Here is an 18,251-nt window from a genome sequence, read left to right as displayed (position 1 = left end):
AGGGCGGCCTTCCTGTTTCTAAGTTCTCAGGCAGAAGCCGTGCAGCTATACGGCGGACACGGGCTCCGTGCAGAATTTGCAGCGGGTTGCCGCAACCGGGATGTCACTGAGGCACTGCGGGCAAGGCCGGGTGGTGGGGGCGGCAGGCTTTTCGATGCGCGACATCACGTACTTCATAGGAACCACAATCATGAAGTAGATCGCCGCCGCGTTCAGCAGAAAGTTGATTACCGCGTTCAGGAATTTGCCAATGTGCAACTCGCCCGGGGCCACGTACCCCGCGGGCAGCGGAGACGGCGGTGGAACTTGGTGCAGGACGGGCACGTGAATCACGAGGGAGGAGAAGTCCGGCGCGCCGATCAGTGCGGCGATCAACGGTGTAATTACGTCTGCCGTAAGCGATGCCGTGATGGCACCAAAGGCCGCGCCGATGATCACGGCAACCGCAAGGTCGACTACGTTGCCGCGCAGAATGAAGTCGCGGAATCCCTTGAACATGCTTTTCTCCCGATGTGGCTTGGTGACTGTACGGAAGACTACAGGTCACAGCCACAAGGGGTACAGAAGAAAAAACGTGATCATCCCGATGGCCATCAGGTCGGTGTACAGGCACAGCACCACACCGCCGTGATACCAGTTCCAGCGCTTTTGCATGCAGCGGGTCGTATCGGCTGTGCCGGCGATCGCACAGACCAGCGGCACCAGCAGCCAGGGCGTGCCGTGATTATTCGGAAAGTGCGAAAGCCGGAATGCCGCAATCGTGCTGAAGAGAACCAGCAGAGATCCACGCGAAACGGACCGGTAGCGCAGGTCGACGAATCGCCGCAGGTGAGCTCGTAACGGTAGTGCCGGCGATCTAGGCCTGCCGCCCCTTAGTGGAGCACGCTCCGATCCGTGGAAGCGAGGGTCAGGCCGATTTTGCATGCGCCCGCCCGGTGCGCGCGGCAGGTTTCGGTGCAGCTTTCTTCGCCGGCATCTTCAGCACCTTCGAGCTTTGCTTGGCCGCATCAGCCTTCTTCTCACTGCGCGGCGCCTTCTTCTTGCTGGCGTCCTCTTCAGGGCTTTCGGTGGCAGCGCCATTTCCACGTAACGAGTCCCGCAGCGCATCCATCAGGTTCACCACCTTGGCGTGGCGCGGAGCAGGCTGGTCAACCGGAATGGGCCGATTGTTCACCTTGGCATCTACCAATTCCTTCAGCGCGATCTCATATCCATCCTGGTATTTCTCCGGCGTGAACTTACCGGTCTTTCGCTTGATCAACTGTTCTGCCAGATCCAATTGATCCTCGTCGATCTCCACTGGCCGCAGACCGCCGAAGTACTCCATCGGGCTGCGCAGCTCCTGCTGGTAGCGAATCGTGTACGCCATCAGGCCGGGATGCTCGTCGTCATCATTCGACTTGATCGCCACAATGTGCTCGCGGCCTCCGAATGCGATTTTGCCGATACCGACCTTCTTTGCGGCGCGCATTGCTTTGCGCACCACCGCAAAAGCCTCCATCTGCGCGTCACCATCGGGCGTGACGAAGTACGGCTTCTCGAAGTAAGCCGGATCGATGTCGGCCTCGTTCACAAACTGGTCAATCGCAATGGAGTGCTTGGACGGCACACGCAGATTGGCAATCTCGCTGGGTTCGATCATCACGTACTGCCCTTTGGCGTACTCGTACCCCTTTACGATATCGTCCTTGCCGACGCTTGCCGCTTCCGCTCCCTCTTCCAGAGCGCCATTATCGACCGCGCTCTGCAGCACTTTTTGGTGGCGCACCCGCTCGCCGGTGGAGCGGCTGATCTGGTGAAAGCGGATCTCGCTCTTGTACTCCGTCGCCACAAAGAACTTCACGCCAAAGCTCACCAGCGAAATCTGAATGGTACCGGACCAGTAGGGACGCGCCATTTTGCCACCTCGAGTACCTTGTGTGATTCATCCCGGCAGCATTCGGGATGCACGAGGGCATCCGCGGACCGGCGCAGAGCTGCAGGCTTATGCTCCGGGGTTGTGCTGCCTCGATGCGGCGTTAGAAGGGCTGCGCCGCAAACTGCAGGCTCACGCTTCCCGCGTGGTCGAACTCGACGGACACCTGGGCGCTGGGCGTTGCCCAGGTCACACCGGTCCAACTGCCGGTCGTGATCCACTGCTCGGCACGCAGGCCGCCGGTGCGATGAGAGCCTTCGTTCGCCAAGTAGGTGAGCAGCCGCAGAAAGTCTGTACCACCCGGATTCGAAGCCACATTCTCCACGCGCACGCTCCCATCCACCATCAGGTGAACGCCTTCCTTCTGCCAATCGATGTCTTGCCAATTGGGAATCGCGGGACCTGCCACGAATCCGCCGTGCATCTGCATGTCCGCCATCATGCTTTCGCGAGGTGCAGACAGCGGCTCGAGCAGGGCCGATTCGATCACCTCGATTGCGGAATGGCACGATCCAATCGCGGAAAGCACCTCGTCGCGCGTGTACGGCTCAGAGCGCTTCGGCAGGTCGGATTTCAACTGAAAGGCGATCTCTGCTTCCACCCCGTGCAGGCGGTGCATCGGTCCCCGAAACAGGGTTCCGTTTGCACCCATCCATTGGGCCGGCATCGGTGCGAAAAAAGGTGTTCCATCCGGGGAGCGGGCGCCGATCTTCCATCCTCCGATCTCGTCATAGGCGCGCATCATGGTGTCCTGAACAAAGAACGCTTCCTGCTCCGAAAGGGGGAGCAATTCTTCAGGGATATCGGCCACCGGTTCGCCCGTGCGGCGATGATCCAACAAGAAATCGGCAGTGCGGAACAGGACGTTTTCACGGGCGGCGCTGAGTTCGGTCATCGTGTCTCCGGGCAGATGGTGCATCCAGCACCTCAGAACACTCTGATGCGATCCGGTTGAAAGGCGCGCGTCGCTCTGTTCGCCGCACCGGCGAATGATCAATCCACGGGAGCTTGGCGCGCGTCTACTGTTCAGAGGGTCAGCCTGATGTTGCTCAAGAACGCACCGGAATTCCGTTCCTCCGAAGTAACACCGAGAGAGAAATTCCTGAACCGCAGGAATTTGATCTTCGGCGGGCTGGCGGCGGCGGGCCTGCTCTACGAAGCTCGCAAGAAGCTGCCACCCATCGGCACGCCCGGGATTGCCTTTGCGGCGAACAAACTGCCCTCGCGCCCAGGTTCATTTCCGGCCGTTAACGAGACGGTCACGCCCAAGCAGAAGGCGATCACCTACAACAACTTCTACGAGTTCGGCACAGACAAGCGCGATCCCGCTGACCACGCCGGCAGTCTGCATACGCGGCCCTGGACGGTCACGCTGGAAGGCCTTTGCAATAACCCGAAGACGGTCGGCATCGACGACCTGTTACGCTACCGTCCGCTGGAGGACCGCACCTATCGTTTCCGCTGTGTCGAAGCATGGAGCATGGTGATCCCCTGGGTCGGTTACTCGCTTGCCGAACTGATCAAGTTCGCTCAGCCCAAGGCGCAGGCGAAGTACGTCGAGTTCATCTCGTTCTTCGACCCCAAGCAGGAGTCCGACGCTCCCGGCATGATCCAGTGGCCGTATCGCGAAGGCCTGCGGATGGACGAGGCGATGCACCCCCTCACCCTGCTCACGTTCGGCTCGTATGGCGAGACCCTTGAAAATCAGCAGGGCGCGCCTGTGCGCATCATCGTGCCGTGGAAGTACGGGTTCAAGTCAGCCAAGTCGGTCACCCGCATCCGCTTTGTCGCGGAGGAACCCGCAACCACATGGGATACCCTGAGCCCGAGCGAATACGGTTTCTACAGCAACGTGAACCCGCAAAGGGATGAACCGCGCTGGAGCCAGGCTCACGAACGGCGCATCGACACCTCGTTGCTGCCGCACACGGTACCCACGCTGCCGTTCAACGGCTATGCGGAGCAGGTTGCGGGCCTGTATAAGGGCATGGACCTGATCAAGAACTACTAGTTGTCGCGAACGAGGGCTACCAGACCGTGAAGAGCAGGGCAGAGCACGCATGACCAACCGCGCCGTGCAGTGGACGAAGCCGTTGATCTTCCTGCTATTCCTCACGCCGTCACTACTGCTTGTCCGGGCTCTGCTTGCCAATCAACTCGGCTCCGATCCCGTAGCGACGCTGACACACAACACGGGCGACCTGGCCGTGTACTGCCTGCTGATCGGTCTGGCTATCTCGCCGGTGCGGCGCCTTTCGCCGAGGCTCGGCTTCCTGGTGCGCTACCGCCGCATGGTCGGCCTGTTCGCCTTTTACTACGCGACGCTGCACCTGTTGGTGTACGTCTTCCTCTTTTCCGGCTTCGACATCACTTCCGCTCTGGCAAACGTGAAAGCGCACGAGTGGCATGCCTTACGCCAGAACTGGATCGATGTGTGGCCGACCCTGCGCGATGACCTGAAAAAGCGCGTGTTCATCCAGGTTGGACTGTTGGCCTGGTTCCTGCTGTTCCTGCTGGCGATTACGTCCCCGCAGAGCGTGATGCGGAGAATGGGCGGCAAACCGTGGCAGACGCTGCATCGCGTGGTCTACGGTGCAGCAATTCTGGCTATGGTGCACTACTGGTGGCTGGTGAAGAAGGGCAATCTGGCGCCGCTCGCCGATACCGTAGTCCTCGCAGTCCTGCTGCTGGCCCGACCCGCGTGGAGTTGGTGGCAGAAGCGGCGGGCGCGGCCCACCCTGCAAACCGCGGCCTGATCGAAGCTGCCGAGAGGGGCGGTGTGCCGTGCAGACCGATTACTGCTCTTCGAAGATTGAGGTAGTCTGCTGCATCTGCTCCGGCGACGCTGCTGCCATCTGCGTGTAGTACTCGAAATCTCCGTAGCGGTCCCAGTACGGCTTCACCTTGTCGTACACCGCAACCTGCGATGTGTGGGCCAGGAAGGCTTCCTCTTTGCGCTGCTTCACGCTTGTGATGTCGAGCTTGACCGTCCACGGTGAGGGCAGCAGCGGCTCGCGATCGGCGAGGCAGAAGTCGGTACTCAGGTGGTAGAGCCGCTGCGGTGTCCACGGTGGCAGCCCGAGCTCGGGATAGCGCTTGGACCGCGCTGACCAGCGGAACGCCGCCGAGGTAAAGGCGCTCACCGCGGCGTGGTCCGGATGCACGTTTAGGCCACCATCCAGAGCAAAGGTGAGCACGACATCGGGCTTCCAGGAGCGCATGCGCTCGACTAAACGGCTGCCGACCTCGTGCAAGCTTGCGAACTCCAGGCGTCCGTCATGGTAGTCCAGCAGTTCATGCTCAGAAACGCCCAGGATCCGGCAGCTTGCGGCCAGCTCTTCGCGACGCATGCGACCCAGGTCGGCACTGTCTGTGGAGGTGCCGCGGTTTGTTGCGGCCTGGCCGTCCGTGAGGCAGATCACGCTTGTCGACCATCCCGCATCGGCTGCCAGCGCCAAAGCTCCGCCGAAGCCGAAGCATTCATCGTCCGGGTGCGCTACCACGCACATCAATCTTCCAGGCAAAGCTCCTCCTCAGGTGCATCGTTCAGCAAAGTGTCCAGCACGTCATCGTCCCGCAACGCCTGTTCCTGCAGGCGCTCCTCGTTTTCGAGTGCTAGCCGCAACGCCTCCGGACCGTAGAACTTCGCAACCGGGGCAAAGCTGCGCCGGTGCAGCTCGCACGGACCGTGCTTCTTGAGCGCGGCGCGATGTTCCGGCGTGGCATAACCCTTGTGGTTGGCGAGCCCGTACTGCGGGTACTGATTGTCCATCTCACGCATCATGGCATCGCGGTGCACCTTGGCGATTACGCTCGCTGCCGCAATGGAGATGGACAACGAATCGCCATAGATGATCTTGGTCTGCGCGCAGGCGTGTTCGATTCGCAGCGCGTCGATCAAGAGGTGATCGGGCTCAACGGGCAGAGCTTCCACGGCCAGACGCATGGCCAGCCGGCTCGCCTGGTAGATATTGATCCGGTCGATGCCCGCTGCATCCACCTCACCGATGCCGAACGCGATCGCTGCTTTGCGCACTTCGCGATCGAGACGTTCCCGATCTTCGCGCTTCAACTGCTTGGAGTCGCGCAGACCGAGGCGCTGCAGTCGCGTGGTACGCCGCGGAAGGATGACCGCAGCCGCGACGACAGGGCCGAACAGGGCTCCCCGGCCGACCTCGTCGATGCCCGCGATGCTGGCGAATCCGCGGTATCTCAGGGCCTCCTCGGGAGCGTCGGAACAGATGGCCTCCCGTAGCATCTGCTCCTTTGTGCATCCAGCGGGAACCATGGGCCGTTTGCGCCGAAACTCCGCCGGTACCACCGGCTTGCCCGGGAGGCGGTTGCGCTGGCTTTTTGCTAGAGAAGTCTGTCGCTTGGGCACGTCGATTTTCAGTGTACTGGCCCGAAAGGGGTATCGCCGATAGGCTACAGCTTGGCTATCTTGATGGCGTTCGACACCGCCTTTGAAGGAACTGCCCCCAATGCGCCTTGCCTATCTCCGCTTCGCTCCAATCCTGCTCGCGTGCTCCGTTCTGACCGCCCAGCAAGTGCCCGGCTCCTCGGTATCGGACGGCGCTCCGGCCCCGGCTGCCTCACAGCCACAGCCGGCCGGCACGGTCGCTGCTGTTCCCCCTGCAACTTCCGAGGGACAGGGCAAGCCCGACGACCCGATCTCCCGCGGAGAAGCGAAGGCCGCCGGGCACGTCGACAAAGACAGGAAGAAGGAAGAAGCCAAGGCGCAGAAGGAAGCGGAGAAACAGAAAAAACAGCAGGAGGCGGAAGCCAAGCTGCTGAAGCTGGAAGACAACGAGATCGCCATCTCGGTTTTTGACGACCAGGGTAATCCCGTCAAGATCCCACCGTGCGCGAAGAAGGACAAGTCCTGCCAGGAGAAACGGAAAGAGCTGCTGAAGCAAAAGCGCGTAGAGCTGAACGTGCAGAATGGCACCCTGACGGTCGACGGCATGATCGGCCGTGCACGGCTCAACTACGAAATTCCGAGCTTCCTCTACCTGTATGTGTCTGTGCCGGGTTACGGCACCATCGTCGCCTCCCCCGTGCATTTCCCCTACTCCACAGAGCTGAAGGATGCGCTGGACGGACCGACCCTCACCATCACAACGCCCGACGACCACGTGGTCCAGCTTTCCAGCGAAAAGCCGCTATCCGGCAAGGCAAAGCGCTCTATCTTCTTCGCCGTGGATCATGACTTCCAACAGCCCGGCCGATACCCAAGCATCGGCTATGGAACGGTGAACAAAGCTCCGTATGTTTGGCCCGGCGCTCTGCCCATGAGCGACGAACAGAAGCGGCATTTGGCCAACGCTCCCGCCCTGCCCAAGGGCATGGAGGTGCAGGCGGCCGCGGTTCCGTGTCAGCAGGTTGCCGCTGGAACGACGACTAGGCCCGTGAAGGTTAACGGGACACTTGTGACGCCTCCACCCTGCAAGGCCGGGCAGGTCGCCTCGACACCGGGAGCCTTCAGCACCACTACTTCAGAGCGTCCGCCGGACGGCTCAGGGGCGGCAAGCACGGGCATCGCGGAAGATCACTCGCGCTAGCCGCGACCCTTAGGCGGGTGTTCTGGACGGAGCATCCGCAACTCGGGGCGGTGAAGTTCCACCCTAGCCTCAACCATCCTGTGCTGTGCGGGAGCAGCCGATTCTTCGTTCGCGGTCCGCACAAGTGTGCGTACTTGTAACTCGACCGTGCTGAAAAGAAGAAAGGTATTGCCGAAGCAGACAGCACAATGGGACCATGCGTCATCACAGTCGATGAGTGCTGCATCGTCGGTGCAGCCCGGACTGAACGCAGCAATCACACAGGGGTGAATAGGATGGCGCTTACAAAGACGACGCAGGACCACGACGAGATTCGAGCGTGGGCAGAGAAGCGGGGCGGGCGGCCGGCGGACGTGGCCAGCACGGAACAGGGTGACGAGGTGGGCATCATCCGCCTGGAGTTCCCCGACGCTCCGAACGCGAACGACGACAAGCTGCAGGAAATCGATTGGGAGCCGTTCTTCAAGAAGTTCGATGAAAGCGGTCTGGTGATGGTGTACCAGGACGTCACGTCGGAGGGTGCGGAAAGCAACTTCAACAAGTTCGTGCATCCCGAGAGCCTGTCGGAGAGCGCGAAGAAGTCCGTCTCGTCGAAGTCGACGAAGAAGGCCCCGGCTAAGAAGGCTTCCGCAAAGAAGAGCGCGACGAAGTCGGCGTCGGAGACCAGTGGCGCTAAATCAGCGTCGAAGACCACTGGCGCGAAGTCAGCCTCGCGGACTAGCGGCGCGAGCGCCTCCGCCAAGAAGAGTTCCGCAAGCAAGACTTCTGCGAAGAAGGCGGCGAGCAAGACGTCCGCTAAGAAGACCTCCGGGAGCAAGTCGGCCACGAAGTCCAGCGGCAGCAAAGGCTACCAAGGCGGACGCGGGCCCAACAAGCCGGCCACGAAGGCAGCCGCGAAGAAGGGTTCCACAAAGTCGGCAGGCAAGACAGCCGCGAAGGGCACCTCGGCGAAGAAGTCGGCTTCGAAGTCGAGCGGCAGCAAGGGCTACCAGGGCGGCCGCGGACCGAACAAGCCGGCCACCAAAGCCGCCGCCAAGAAGACCGCAAGCAAGAGCGCAGCGAAAAAGGCGCCGGCCAAGAAGGGCGCCTCAGTCAAGTCCACAGCAAAGAAGGCGGGCCGGCGCTAGCATTGCGGCGAACCGCAGCATCTTCATAGATGCTGTGTATGCTGCAGGCAAGGTTTCGCCCTCTGGCTCACCGGGGAGTCTGGCTACGCCAGGCTCCTCTTTGCATCTCAGTGTCAATTACCACGCGGTCACGCGCGGGCCGGATCAGTCCTGGCACCGTCCGACCGCCGTTAGCATTCTCAGGGAACTCTGCTTGTCTGGATGGAACATTGCGATCTTCGGCCTGACGGTGAGCTCATCGTGGGGCAACGGCCACGCCACGCTCTGGCGCGGCTTGCTGCGGGCTCTCTCCGATCGCGGCCACCACGTCACCTTCTTTGAAAAAGACGTTCAGTACTATCGCGATGCACGTGACCTGACGGAGCTGCCGGGCGGTGGCGAACTGCAGTTCTACCCGGATCTTGACGGCGTCCGTGCTGCAGCGCAGCAGGCGCTCGACAGTGCCGACGTGGCGATTGTGACCAGCTACTGTCCGGAAGGCAGCCAGGTTGCGCAGATGCTGCTCGAATCCAAGGCTGGTCTGAAGGTGTTCTACGACCTGGATACGCCGGTCACGTTGCGGTCGTTGGACTCCGGGGAACGTCCCGAATACCTGCCTCCGGACGGTCTGGCCGGTTTCGACCTGGTGCTCAGTTACACGGGTGGCCGCGCCCTGACGGAATTGCAACAGCGACTCGGTGCGAGGAACGTCGCGCCTCTGTATGGCTGGGTTGATCCGTTGCAGCACCACCCGGTGCCGCCTCAGGAGCATTACCTCTGCGATCTGTCGTACCTGGGCACCTACGCCCCCGATCGCCAGCCGGCGCTGGATCGACTGTTTCTTGAAACAGCGCGGCGTTTGCCTGAGCGCGCATTTCTAATCGGTGGAGCGCAGTATCCGGCAGACTTCCCGTGGACCAGCAATCTGTTCTTCCATCGTCACGTTCCACCGGCGGCGCACCCCGCGTTCTTCTCGTCTTCGCAGTGGACGCTCAACATCACGCGAGAAGCCATGGCGGAGTACGGGTTTTGCCCGTCGGGACGTCTGTTCGAAGCGGCAAGCTGTGGCACGCCGTTGCTGAGTGACCAGTGGGAGGGCCTGGACACGTTTCTGACTCCCGGGGAGCAGATCCTGCTGGTCGACTCCCCGGACGACGTGGTGCATGCATTGCAGCGTTCCCCGGAAGAGCGGAATCGCATCGCACGGCAGGCGCGGGATCGGGTCTTGGTGGAGCACACCGCAGACGCGCGCGCCAAGACGCTGGAGAGCCTGCTGGAGCAGGCCTGGCACCCAGCAGTCCCAACGCTAGCAATCGCGGGAGCACGCTGATGTGGGGCATCATTCCGGCCGCCGGTCTTGGCAGCCGCATCCAGCCGCTGGCGTTTAGCAAAGAACTGCTGCCGGTGGGCAGCCGCGTGGAAACGGACGGCACGGAGCGGCCCCGAGCGGTGAGCGAGTACTTGGTGGAGCGCCTGATCGCGGCCGGTTGCGACAAGCTCTGCTTCGTCATCTCTCCGGGCAAGTCGGACATCCTCGCCTACTACGGGTCGCGGGTCTGGGGCGCGGATATCGTGTACGCCGTGCAGCCCGCAGCGGGCGGATTGTGTGATGCGCTGTTTCGGGCGGCCCCGGTGATCGGGCCGGACGAACCGGTCGCAATCGGTCTGCCGGACACGATTTGGTTCCCGCATGACGGTCTCGCCCAACTGCCTGAGGATCGCCTCTCGTTTCTCCTGTTTCCTGTGGAGAGGCCGGAGTTGTTTGACGCCGTGGTGACCACCGAGGCGGGCGACGTAGAAAAGATCCAGGTTAAGGATCCAAAGGCCACCAGTCACTGGATCTGGGGTGCGTTACGGATGCCGGGCCGCGTCTTCCATGAACTGCATGCGTTGTGGTGCCAAGCGGACCGGCAAGACGAATACCTTGGAACTCTGGTGAACGCATGGCTCGCACAAGGCGGGCGTGCATGCGGGGTGCGGGCGGGACGCTCGTACGTGGATACCGGCACTCTGCATGGGTACCGCGCCGCGATCCGGCTTCTCTCCGAGCCCGGGACTGAATTGGCATAGCATGTAGCCGATAAGGCTTTTGGTCTCATCGACGCAGTGTTCACCGCGCTCTCGCCTACCACCTACGGGGCATCGGGCGGGCAGGGGAACAACTCTAGACTGACCTGCGAATGACGTTGCAGGAACAGATCATCGTCGGCCGGGTCCATACGCCGCAGCAAAGCATTTCTGCGGACTCACGGAGTCGCTTAGCCCGCATGAAGCAGCAGCTTGCCACGTCCCGATCGGCCGCAGTTTCCTACAAGCCCGTTCTGGGCGTGTGCATGAAGCTGACCGATGTCGGGCTGCTTACGCTGTGCTTATGTGCGTTGACGATGCCGTCCGGGTTGAGCAACGCCCTGCACCATCCTGCCTACATTCTTGCGCTGCGTGTACCAGTCAAAGGCCTGCTTGTTCTGTCTCTTTGCGCCCTGTTCTGGACTTCCGTGTTGCACTCGATCGGAGCGTACGACGGCCGTCGCATCACGAACGGCAGCAACCTCCTATTGCGCTTGTACACGGGCATTGGCATCTGCTCCGTCATGACGCTGATCATGCTGCACCTGCGCAACCTGGACAGCAGCATCATCACGCCGCTGCTCAGCTTCTTCGTGGGCAGCTACATGCTGGCCGCGCTCAGCCGTGGCCTGGCGCTTTGCTCAGACCGTTATGTTCGCCCGATGCTACGGGAGACGCGGCGCACCATCATTGTCGGAACAGGCGAGCGATCGCGCGAGCTTTCAGCGCGGCTCTCTTTGGATCGCCAGTACTGGTATGACGTGGTGGGGTATGTGGACTCGGTTCCTGTTGCAGAAAGCACTTTCGCGGGCCGGCCGATCCTGGGCACCATCTCCGATCTGCAAGACCTGCTCATGCGCGAGCACATCGACGAAGTGCTGATCGCGCTGCCCGTGCGGTCGTGCTACGAGGACATCTGCGAGGTTCTGCAGTTGTGTGAGGCTAGCGGCGTTCGGTCGCAGTACCTGTCGGACCAATTTGCGACGTCTGTCACGAAGCGGCGTCAGTCCCAGGGAGACAACGCCGAGCGCGTCGTCTTCCACATGGTCCACAGCGATTTGCGGCAGATTATCAAGCGCAGTTTCGATGTCGCCGGTGCCCTGATCGGGCTGCTATTGCTCTCGCCGCTCATGCTGCTGATTGCCGGTCTCATCAAGGCAACCAGCCCCGGCCCGGTGTTCTTTTCGCAGGTCCGCTACGGGCTCAACAAGCGCCGATTTCCTATGTTCAAGTTTCGGTCGATGGTGCCGGATGCGGAGCAGCAGCAAGCCGGGCTGGAGCACTTGAACGAGACCGGTGGCCCGGTGTTCAAGATCAAGGAAGATCCTCGCATCACGCCCATCGGACGTCTGCTTCGCAAGACGTCGCTCGATGAGTTGCCACAGTTGTGGAACGTTCTGCGGGGAGAGATGTCGCTGGTTGGCCCACGGCCACTGCCCATGCGCGACGTGAGCAATTTCGCAGAGCTGTCGCTGGTGCGGCGGTTCAGCGTCAAGCCGGGCATGACTGGCCTGTGGCAGGTGAGTGGACGGTCGTCGACCAGCTTTGACGGTTGGATCAAGTTGGATCTTTACTACATTGACCACTGGTCGCTGCTGATGGATGCGCGAATCCTGATGCGCACCCTTCCTGCGGTACTGCGGGGCAGTGGCGCTTCCTAGCCCTCCGATTCCCGTGCCCCTCGCACATCGTGTGTAACACACGTCAACCTCCCGCATAATCGAAGGAGCAGGGAGAGTTTGATGCGCTACGGGTACTGGATGCCGGTCTTTGGTGGCTGGCTGCGCAACGTTGAAAACGAAAGCATGGAAGCAAGCTGGTCATATACCCGGCGGCTTGCGCAGCGCAGCGAGCAGATCGGCTTCGACCTGTCGCTGATTGCGGAACTGAACCTGAACGATATCAAGGGTATCGACGCACCGAGCCTGGACGCGTGGTCCACGGCCGCGGCCCTGGCCGCCGTCACCGAGACGCTGGAACTCATGGTCGCGGTTCGCCCCACCTTTCATGCTCCCGCCCTGTTTGCCAAACAGGCTGCCAGCATCGACCGCATCTCGAACGGCCGTCTCGCCCTGAACGTCGTGTCGTCGTGGTGGCAGCAGGAAGCTGCCATGTACGGCGTCCACTTCGACCAGCACGACGATCGCTACGGCCGCACTAGCGAGTGGCTCGACGTGGTTAACGGCATCTGGTCGGAGCCCCGTTTCAGCCACGCTGGCAAGCACTACACCGTTACGGACACCGTGATGGAACCGAAGCCGGTACGAACACCACGGCCTCCCATCTATGCCGGCGGCGAAAGCGAAGCCGCGAAGAACCTGATCGCGCAGAAGTGTGACGCCTATGTCATGCACGGCGACTCTCCCGAGCACGTGGCAGCGAAGATCACGGACATGCGAGAGCGCCGGGAGCGCCTGGGCCTGCCGCCGATGGAGTATGGGGTGGCGGGATATGCCGTCGTGCGCGACTCCGAAGCCGAGGTGAAGGCGGAACTGGCGCGCATCACGGATGTGAACGCGAGCGCAAAGGGCTTTGCGAACTACCAGCAATGGCTGAGCGGAACCCAGCTGGAACGGCAGATGTCGATCGAGGAGTACTCGGTGTCCAACCGTGGCCTGCGCTCCGGCCTGACCGGAACCCCGCAGCAGGTTGCCGACCGCGTGGGCGAGTTCGAGCGTGCCGGCGTCGACTTGTTGCTGCTGCAGTTCAGCCCGCAACTGGAAGAGATGGAGAGATTTGGCGAGACGGTGATTCGCAGCCAGCCTCTGGACCCAGCTAGGTAGCGGTTGGTCCGACCTCGATCTTCTTGAAGAACTCAGTAAGTGGCCGCATCTGGTCGAGGGTCCAGCTCTCGGGCATGAGCACCAGGCTGCGCGAGGGCGGAAGATACCAGAGCAGTGACTGCGTCTGCCTCGCCGCAGTGACGGCATCTGGAAACTCGCTCAACTTCCTACCGAGGACAAGGTTGCGGCTGGGCGCCATGTCCGGCACGATCATCAGGGCGATCCGCGGGTCAGACATGCGCCAGCCTTCGGCCAGGTGCCGGTGCAACATGCCCGCGGTGTGTGGCGGCAGCAGAGTGGTGTTTGGCGAACCGACCATCACCTCCATTCCACGTTGCGCGGTGAAGGTCTCCATGCCGTGCTCGTCTTTCGTCTGAGCTGCGGCTTTAGCGGCCACCTCTTCCAGGTCGACCGGATCGCCACGCCAGGAGTCGTAGCGCAGCAAGCTATCGACTCGGCCCATGCTGAGGACGAATTCGGGCTCGGGTGCCTCCGGAGAGGCGAAGATGGCAACGCCAGCGCCGCGTTCCACTGCGAAAGAACCCACGTTCGACAGCGAGTTCGATTGGAACGGCTTGCCTGGCGACGGTACGTGCATGCGCAGGTAGGTAAACGTGTCCGGCCCCTGGAAGAAGGGCGACTCCGGGATTTCGAGAGAAGCGTGCCACACTGCGTCGAAGAAGGCGTCGATCCACGCGGCTGTCCGCTGTTCTCGCGGAACCATGAACAGCTCGGCCAGCCGGCCAGTCTTCTGAAGATCGAACATCTGTTCCCGTTGCAGCGTGAATCGGCGCGGCTCGCTCATGGGCTCATGAGATGCGCGGCTGTTCTGAGATGGCACACTTGCCTCCGCCCGGTCACTTCCGGCACATTGAGTCATGCCCGCACGCTCCCAGGTTCCCGCCCGCCTCAGCCACATCGCCCCGGCCGTTGTTCAATCGGAGATTCGCGCCATGAGCGTGGCCTGTGACGCCGCGGGTGGTGTGAACCTGGCTCAAGGCATCTGTGACACACCCGCGCCCACGGTGGTGCAGCAGGGGGCAATCGATGCGATCCTAGGCGGCCGCAATATCTACACCCGCCTGGACGGGATCGCCGCTTTGCGTGATGCCATCGCGGCAAAGCTGAAGGAGCACAACGGCATCGTTGCCGATCCGGAGAAGGAAGTGCTGGTCACGAACGGGGCGACGGGAGCGCTGTATGCAACGCTTTTGGCATTGCTGAATCCCGGCGACGAGGTCATCTTCTTCGAACCGTTCTACGGGTATCACGTGAGTACGGTGGTCAGCCTGCGCATGTCCGCCACAATCGTTCCGCTGACCCCACCCGACTGGAAGCTGGATGCGCAGGCTCTGCGAGATGCGATCACCGACCGTACGCGCGCCATCATCATCAACACACCCGCAAACCCATGCGGCAAGGTCTACAGCAGGGAAGAACTGCAGCAGATTGCCGACGTGGCACAGGAGCACGACCTGTATGTGATCGTGGACGAGATCTACGAGTACTTCATCTACGACGACGCGAAACATGTGTCGATGGCCACGCTGCCGGGCATGCGCGAGCGCACAATCACGATTTCAGGAGTATCGAAGACGTTCAGCGTGACTGGCTGGCGCATCGGGTACCTTACTGCACCGGCGGACCTGGTTCCGGCGATCGGGTACTTTCACGACCTGGTGTACATCTGCCCGCCCTCGCCCGGGCAGTACGGAGCCTTAGCGGGGCTGACCCAACTTGCCGGAACTTCCTTCTACGACGATCTGAAATCGGAGCATCTGCGCAAGCGAGACCAACTTTGCGAGGTTCTGACCAGTGCCGGTTTCGGCGCACCGAAACCGCAAGGCGCGTACTACATCTTCGCGGAGGCGTCGCGCATTCCGGGAGCGAACGCTGCGGAGCGGGCACGCACGCTGCTGCGCGAGACCGGCGTGGCCGCCGTTGCAGGATCGGCGTTCTTCCGAGAGGGTAGGGGAGAAACGATGCTGCGGTTCTGCTTCGGCAAGCAGCAGGCCGACCTGGACCGAGCCTGCGAGGCACTGCGGAAGCTGTAAAGTCTGCCGCCTCGGCCTCATCAGTTGATCGCTTCCTCGCCTTGAGAACGAAAACGTCGGCTTGGTCAGTCGACGTAGTGTCAAAGATTTTTGACATCTTAGGAGCTGAGACGTAGCTTGGTTGTGTCAAATTTTCTTGACACTGGAGGCTGGGCATGGGGTATCAGGAGAAGCGAGTCTGGATCTTGTTTGGGACGCAACTGTTGTACGCGGCATACTTCTGGATGCTTCGGCATCGGCAGGTGCACCTGGTCGAAACGTTGTACCTCGTACTCGGGCTCATCGTGGCCCAGATCGTGTTGCAGTCACTTCTGGCGCTGACGAGCAATCCGGAATGGCGGGATGAGCGGGACCGCGCGATCGAAAGCCGCGGGTACCGGGTAGGGTACTCTGTGCTGCTGGCCGGTCTGATGGTGACGATCGCTTCGACGGCACACCACCTGGGCTTTCTCGCGGCCTTGAGCGCGGCAGCGGTCATCAATACGCTGCTGTTTGCCATCGCAGTGGCGGAACTGACGAAGCTGGCAACGCAAATGGCGCTGTACCGGCGGACAGCATGATCCGGAACCGGTTGCGCGAACTGCGAGCGGAGCGGGGCTTGACGCAGCAGGACGTGGCGAGCCGCATCGGGGTGTCCCGCCAGACGCTGAACGCAATCGAAGGCGGGAAGTACTCGCCCTCGCTGGAAGTGGCGTTCCTGATTGCGGCGATGTTGCAGGTGGCCTTGGACCGGGTGTTTTGGTTTGAGGCGGAGTAAAGGTCGTCCGGGTGCGGCTGTCTCGCTGAACCGCGCCTCTTGGTACCAAGTTCTGGCAGGTCCGCCCACTTCCGCCGCGAGAGGCTCGCGGCGGAAATGGGCAAAGGTCACGACGCTTTCAGGAGATCTTCGTAGGCGGTGATCTGGTTGAGGGTGTACGCCTGCATGTCTTCGCCGCGGTCCTGTGCCCGGTACCAGTTGACGAGCCACTCGAGCGTGGTGCCGATGTGAAGCGATGGGTGCCAACCGAGTTCGGCGCGAGCCTTGCTGGCGTCCAGTTTCAGGTAGCCGGCTTCATGGGCACCGGGATCGGCGTCCAGGATCCACTTCGCACCATCACCCCAGACCTGCACCATCTTCTCCGCGATGCGCCCAACGGGCCAAGCATCGTCATCGGCCGGTCCGAAGTTCCAGGCCGATGCGGCCGACGCGTTCCCTTTGTACAGTTCTTCGGCAATGCGGATATAGCCCCAGAGAGGTTCGAGCACGTGCTGCCAGGGACGGATGCTGTTGGGACGGCGGATGCGGACAGCCTCGCCACGCAGGAAGCCCTTGACGAGATCGGGGATCAGCCGATCGTCAGACCAGTCTCCACCCCCGATGACGTTGCCGGCGCGTGCTGAGGCGATGCCGCAGCGATGCTCCGCGAACTTGGCGACGTTGAAGAACGACTGACGGTATGCTGCCGTAACCAGTTCTGCGCAGGCCTTAGACGAGGAATACGGATCGTACCCGCCGAGGGGATCGTTCTCCCGGTAGCCCCAGTGCCACTCCTTGTTCTCGTAGCACTTGTCGGTCGTGACGGAGACAACGGCACGCACCGAAGGTGTCTTGCGCACGGCCTCCAGAACGTGACCCGTACCAAGCACATTGGTCGCGTAAGTGCCAAGCGGGTCCACGTAGGAGAGGCGAACCAGCGGCTGTGCGGCCATGTGGATGACGATCTCCGGCTGGAACTCCGTCATCGCTGCTTCGAGTTTGGCCCGATCGAGGATGTCGCCGCGTACGTCCTCAATCACGGACGGGATCTTCGCCGCCTCCAGAAGGTTGGGCGTGGTGTAGGGGTCCTGCGCATAACCGCGAACTCGTGCACCCAGTTGCGCGAGCCATAGAGAGAGCCAGCCACCTTTGAATCCGGTGTGTCCAGTAAGAAAGACGCGACGGTTCTGCCAGACGGCGCGGTCCGGGCCGATCACACTGCCGGCGGCGCTTACCAAAGCTTCCACGGCGCCTTGCCTTTCGCCCACAGCTCTTCTAACTGGTGCTTGTCGCGCAGCGCATCCATTGCCTGCCAGAAGCCATGGTGAAAGAAGGCCTGCACCTCGCCCTTGGCGACGAGTGCTTCCATGGGTTCGCGCTCAAACATCCACTCGTCGTCCGTTACTTCTGCCAGAACGCGTGGGGACAGAACGAAGAAGCCGCCGTTGATCCAACCGCCCTCGTCCTTGGGCTTCTCCTGGAAGGCGTAGACGTGTGAGTCTTTCAGACCAAGAGCGCCAAATCGGGCCTGAGGCTGAACGGAGGTCAAGGTGACTTCCTTGCCGTGCGATTTGTGGAATTCGATCAGCTCTGCGATGTTGACGTCGGAAACGCCGTCCCCGTAGGTCATGCAGAAGGCCTCTTCGCCCTCCAGGTACTTGCCCACGCGGCGAAGGCGACCGCCCGTTCCGGTACCATCGCCAGTATCCACCAGAGTTACTTTCCAGGGTTCTGCGACGGAACCATGCACCGTCATGGAATTTTTTTCCATGTCAAAGGTCACGTCGGACATGTGGAGATAGTAGTTGGCGAAGTACTCCTTGATGACGTAGCCCTTGTACCCGCAGCACACGATGAAATCGTTGATGCCGTAGTGCGAGTAGATCTTCATGATGTGCCAGAGGATCGGCCTGCCGCCAATCTCGACCATGGGCTTGGGTCGAACGGATGTTTCTTCGCTGAGCCGGGTTCCAAGACCTCCGGCCAGAATCACTGCCTTCATGCGTACCCCGATGCCATAGTCACTGCG

General features: G+C 61.7%; 20 protein-coding genes. 11 read left to right on the top strand and 9 right to left on the bottom strand.

Going from position 1 to position 18,251, the window contains the following annotated elements; all coding sequences use genetic code 11:
- Positions 1-45: 45 nt before the first annotated feature.
- From mscL to OHL12_RS06380, 4 genes are all read right to left on the bottom strand, one after another.
- Entirely contained in the window at positions 46-498 is a 453-nt protein-coding gene (mscL, locus tag OHL12_RS06395) for a large conductance mechanosensitive channel protein MscL (RefSeq protein WP_263412994.1), read from the bottom strand.
- A gap of 45 nt (positions 499-543) precedes the next feature.
- Positions 544-924, bottom strand: a complete 381-nt coding sequence (locus OHL12_RS06390) for a permease (protein ID WP_263412993.1) — start codon at positions 922-924, stop codon at positions 544-546.
- Positions 908-1,897 carry a non-homologous end joining protein Ku gene (ku, locus tag OHL12_RS06385; protein WP_263412992.1) on the bottom strand — a complete coding sequence of 330 codons (990 nt, stop codon included), beginning with the start codon at positions 1,895-1,897 and terminating at the stop codon, positions 908-910. The genes OHL12_RS06390 and ku overlap by 17 nt, the downstream gene beginning before the upstream one ends.
- 121 nt (positions 1,898-2,018) lie before the next feature.
- A complete protein-coding gene (locus OHL12_RS06380; protein WP_263412991.1) occupies positions 2,019-2,810 on the bottom strand; it encodes a 2-keto-4-pentenoate hydratase in 792 nt (263 codons plus the stop codon).
- 147 nt (positions 2,811-2,957) lie between these two features.
- On the opposite strand from OHL12_RS06380, the gene msrP reads away from it, so the two are divergent.
- Together msrP and OHL12_RS06370 are read left to right on the top strand one after the other, a co-directional pair.
- Positions 2,958-3,926, top strand: a complete 969-nt coding sequence (gene msrP / locus OHL12_RS06375; RefSeq protein ID WP_263412990.1) for a protein-methionine-sulfoxide reductase catalytic subunit MsrP — start codon at positions 2,958-2,960, stop codon at positions 3,924-3,926.
- A gap of 49 nt (positions 3,927-3,975) precedes the next feature.
- The gene (locus tag OHL12_RS06370; RefSeq protein ID WP_263412989.1) at positions 3,976-4,671 is read left to right on the top strand and encodes a protein-methionine-sulfoxide reductase heme-binding subunit MsrQ; all 696 of its coding nucleotides are present in this window, start codon (positions 3,976-3,978) and stop codon (positions 4,669-4,671) included.
- A gap of 39 nt (positions 4,672-4,710) precedes the next feature.
- Here the strand turns inward: OHL12_RS06370 and OHL12_RS06365 are convergent, their stop codons facing one another.
- Together OHL12_RS06365 and OHL12_RS06360 are read right to left on the bottom strand one after the other, a co-directional pair.
- Complete coding sequence (locus OHL12_RS06365; RefSeq protein WP_263412988.1) at positions 4,711-5,439, bottom strand: PIG-L deacetylase family protein; 729 nt, start codon at positions 5,437-5,439, stop codon at positions 4,711-4,713.
- Complete coding sequence (locus tag OHL12_RS06360) at positions 5,424-6,173, bottom strand: ribonuclease HII (protein ID WP_263412987.1); 750 nt, start codon at positions 6,171-6,173, stop codon at positions 5,424-5,426. The genes OHL12_RS06365 and OHL12_RS06360 overlap by 16 nt, the downstream gene beginning before the upstream one ends.
- A 223-nt stretch (positions 6,174-6,396) precedes the next feature.
- Between OHL12_RS06360 and OHL12_RS06355 the strand changes: the two genes are divergently transcribed.
- The 6 genes from OHL12_RS06355 (at position 6,397) to OHL12_RS06330 (ending at position 13,432) form a co-directional block, all read left to right on the top strand.
- Positions 6,397-7,476 (top strand): hypothetical protein, encoded by a 1,080-nt coding sequence (locus OHL12_RS06355; RefSeq protein ID WP_263412986.1) that lies wholly within the window; start codon positions 6,397-6,399, stop codon positions 7,474-7,476.
- Between the two features lie 275 nt (positions 7,477-7,751).
- Positions 7,752-8,603 carry a hypothetical protein gene (locus tag OHL12_RS06350; protein WP_263412985.1) on the top strand — a complete coding sequence of 284 codons (852 nt, stop codon included), beginning with the start codon at positions 7,752-7,754 and terminating at the stop codon, positions 8,601-8,603.
- A 193-nt stretch (positions 8,604-8,796) separates the two neighbouring features.
- Complete coding sequence (locus OHL12_RS06345) at positions 8,797-9,912, top strand: CgeB family protein (RefSeq protein WP_263412984.1); 1,116 nt, start codon at positions 8,797-8,799, stop codon at positions 9,910-9,912.
- On the top strand, positions 9,912-10,652 hold the full coding sequence (locus tag OHL12_RS06340) for a sugar phosphate nucleotidyltransferase (protein ID WP_263412983.1): 741 nt from the start codon (positions 9,912-9,914) through the stop codon (positions 10,650-10,652). Before OHL12_RS06345 ends, OHL12_RS06340 begins: the two co-directional genes overlap by 1 nt.
- A gap of 197 nt (positions 10,653-10,849) precedes the next feature.
- A complete protein-coding gene (locus OHL12_RS06335; RefSeq protein WP_263412982.1) occupies positions 10,850-12,310 on the top strand; it encodes a sugar transferase in 1,461 nt (486 codons plus the stop codon).
- Positions 12,311-12,391: 81 nt separating this feature from the next.
- Entirely contained in the window at positions 12,392-13,432 is a 1,041-nt protein-coding gene (locus OHL12_RS06330) for an LLM class flavin-dependent oxidoreductase (RefSeq protein ID WP_263412981.1), read from the top strand.
- Here OHL12_RS06330 and OHL12_RS06325 read toward each other — a convergent pair.
- Positions 13,425-14,237, bottom strand: coding sequence for a hypothetical protein (locus tag OHL12_RS06325; protein ID WP_263412980.1), 813 nt, complete (start codon positions 14,235-14,237; stop codon positions 13,425-13,427). The genes OHL12_RS06330 and OHL12_RS06325 overlap by 8 nt on opposite strands.
- 73 nt (positions 14,238-14,310) lie before the next feature.
- Between OHL12_RS06325 and OHL12_RS06320 the strand changes: the two genes are divergently transcribed.
- From OHL12_RS06320 to OHL12_RS06310, 3 genes are all read left to right on the top strand, one after another.
- Positions 14,311-15,486: a pyridoxal phosphate-dependent aminotransferase gene (locus OHL12_RS06320; protein ID WP_263412979.1), complete on the top strand. Its 1,176-nt coding sequence runs from the start codon at positions 14,311-14,313 to the stop codon at positions 15,484-15,486.
- Positions 15,487-15,671: 185 nt separating this feature from the next.
- A complete protein-coding gene (locus OHL12_RS06315; RefSeq protein WP_263412978.1) occupies positions 15,672-16,046 on the top strand; it encodes a hypothetical protein in 375 nt (124 codons plus the stop codon).
- On the top strand, positions 16,043-16,243 hold the full coding sequence (locus OHL12_RS06310; RefSeq protein WP_263412977.1) for a helix-turn-helix transcriptional regulator: 201 nt from the start codon (positions 16,043-16,045) through the stop codon (positions 16,241-16,243). The genes OHL12_RS06315 and OHL12_RS06310 overlap by 4 nt, the downstream gene beginning before the upstream one ends.
- A 107-nt stretch (positions 16,244-16,350) precedes the next feature.
- On the opposite strand, the gene rfbG is transcribed toward OHL12_RS06310, so the two are convergent.
- Positions 16,351-17,469: a CDP-glucose 4,6-dehydratase gene (gene rfbG / locus OHL12_RS06305; RefSeq protein WP_263412976.1), complete on the bottom strand. Its 1,119-nt coding sequence runs from the start codon at positions 17,467-17,469 to the stop codon at positions 16,351-16,353.
- Positions 17,454-18,224, bottom strand: coding sequence for a glucose-1-phosphate cytidylyltransferase (rfbF, locus tag OHL12_RS06300; RefSeq protein ID WP_263412975.1), 771 nt, complete (start codon positions 18,222-18,224; stop codon positions 17,454-17,456). Before rfbF ends, rfbG begins: the two co-directional genes overlap by 16 nt.
- Positions 18,225-18,251 lie beyond the last annotated feature (27 nt).

The sequence above is a fragment of the Terriglobus aquaticus genome (assembly GCF_025685415.1).
In the GTDB taxonomy this organism is placed as follows: domain Bacteria; phylum Acidobacteriota; class Terriglobia; order Terriglobales; family Acidobacteriaceae; genus Terriglobus; species Terriglobus aquaticus.
Note: the sequence above shows the minus strand (reverse complement) of the source record. Positions and strands in the feature narration are given on the sequence as shown.

Excerpts from the sequence above, each read along its gene's own strand:
- mscL (WP_263412994.1), bottom strand. The coding sequence starts at position 498 with ATGTTCAAGGGATTCCGCGACTTCATTCTGCGCGGCAACGTAGTCGAC.
- OHL12_RS06390 (WP_263412993.1), bottom strand. The coding sequence starts at position 924 with ATGCAAAATCGGCCTGACCCTCGCTTCCACGGATCGGAGCGTGCTCCA.
- ku (WP_263412992.1), bottom strand. The coding sequence starts at position 1,897 with ATGGCGCGTCCCTACTGGTCCGGTACCATTCAGATTTCGCTGGTGAGC.
- OHL12_RS06380 (WP_263412991.1), bottom strand. The coding sequence starts at position 2,810 with ATGACCGAACTCAGCGCCGCCCGTGAAAACGTCCTGTTCCGCACTGCC.
- msrP (WP_263412990.1), top strand. The coding sequence starts at position 2,958 with ATGTTGCTCAAGAACGCACCGGAATTCCGTTCCTCCGAAGTAACACCG.
- OHL12_RS06370 (WP_263412989.1), top strand. The coding sequence starts at position 3,976 with ATGACCAACCGCGCCGTGCAGTGGACGAAGCCGTTGATCTTCCTGCTA.
- OHL12_RS06360 (WP_263412987.1), bottom strand. The coding sequence starts at position 6,173 with ATGCTACGGGAGGCCATCTGTTCCGACGCTCCCGAGGAGGCCCTGAGA.
- OHL12_RS06355 (WP_263412986.1), top strand. The coding sequence starts at position 6,397 with ATGCGCCTTGCCTATCTCCGCTTCGCTCCAATCCTGCTCGCGTGCTCC.
- OHL12_RS06350 (WP_263412985.1), top strand. The coding sequence starts at position 7,752 with ATGGCGCTTACAAAGACGACGCAGGACCACGACGAGATTCGAGCGTGG.
- OHL12_RS06340 (WP_263412983.1), top strand. The coding sequence starts at position 9,912 with ATGTGGGGCATCATTCCGGCCGCCGGTCTTGGCAGCCGCATCCAGCCG.
- OHL12_RS06335 (WP_263412982.1), top strand. The coding sequence starts at position 10,850 with ATGAAGCAGCAGCTTGCCACGTCCCGATCGGCCGCAGTTTCCTACAAG.
- OHL12_RS06330 (WP_263412981.1), top strand. The coding sequence starts at position 12,392 with ATGCGCTACGGGTACTGGATGCCGGTCTTTGGTGGCTGGCTGCGCAAC.
- OHL12_RS06325 (WP_263412980.1), bottom strand. The coding sequence starts at position 14,237 with ATGAGCGAGCCGCGCCGATTCACGCTGCAACGGGAACAGATGTTCGAT.
- OHL12_RS06320 (WP_263412979.1), top strand. The coding sequence starts at position 14,311 with ATGCCCGCACGCTCCCAGGTTCCCGCCCGCCTCAGCCACATCGCCCCG.
- OHL12_RS06310 (WP_263412977.1), top strand. The coding sequence starts at position 16,043 with ATGATCCGGAACCGGTTGCGCGAACTGCGAGCGGAGCGGGGCTTGACG.
- rfbF (WP_263412975.1), bottom strand. The coding sequence starts at position 18,224 with ATGAAGGCAGTGATTCTGGCCGGAGGTCTTGGAACCCGGCTCAGCGAA.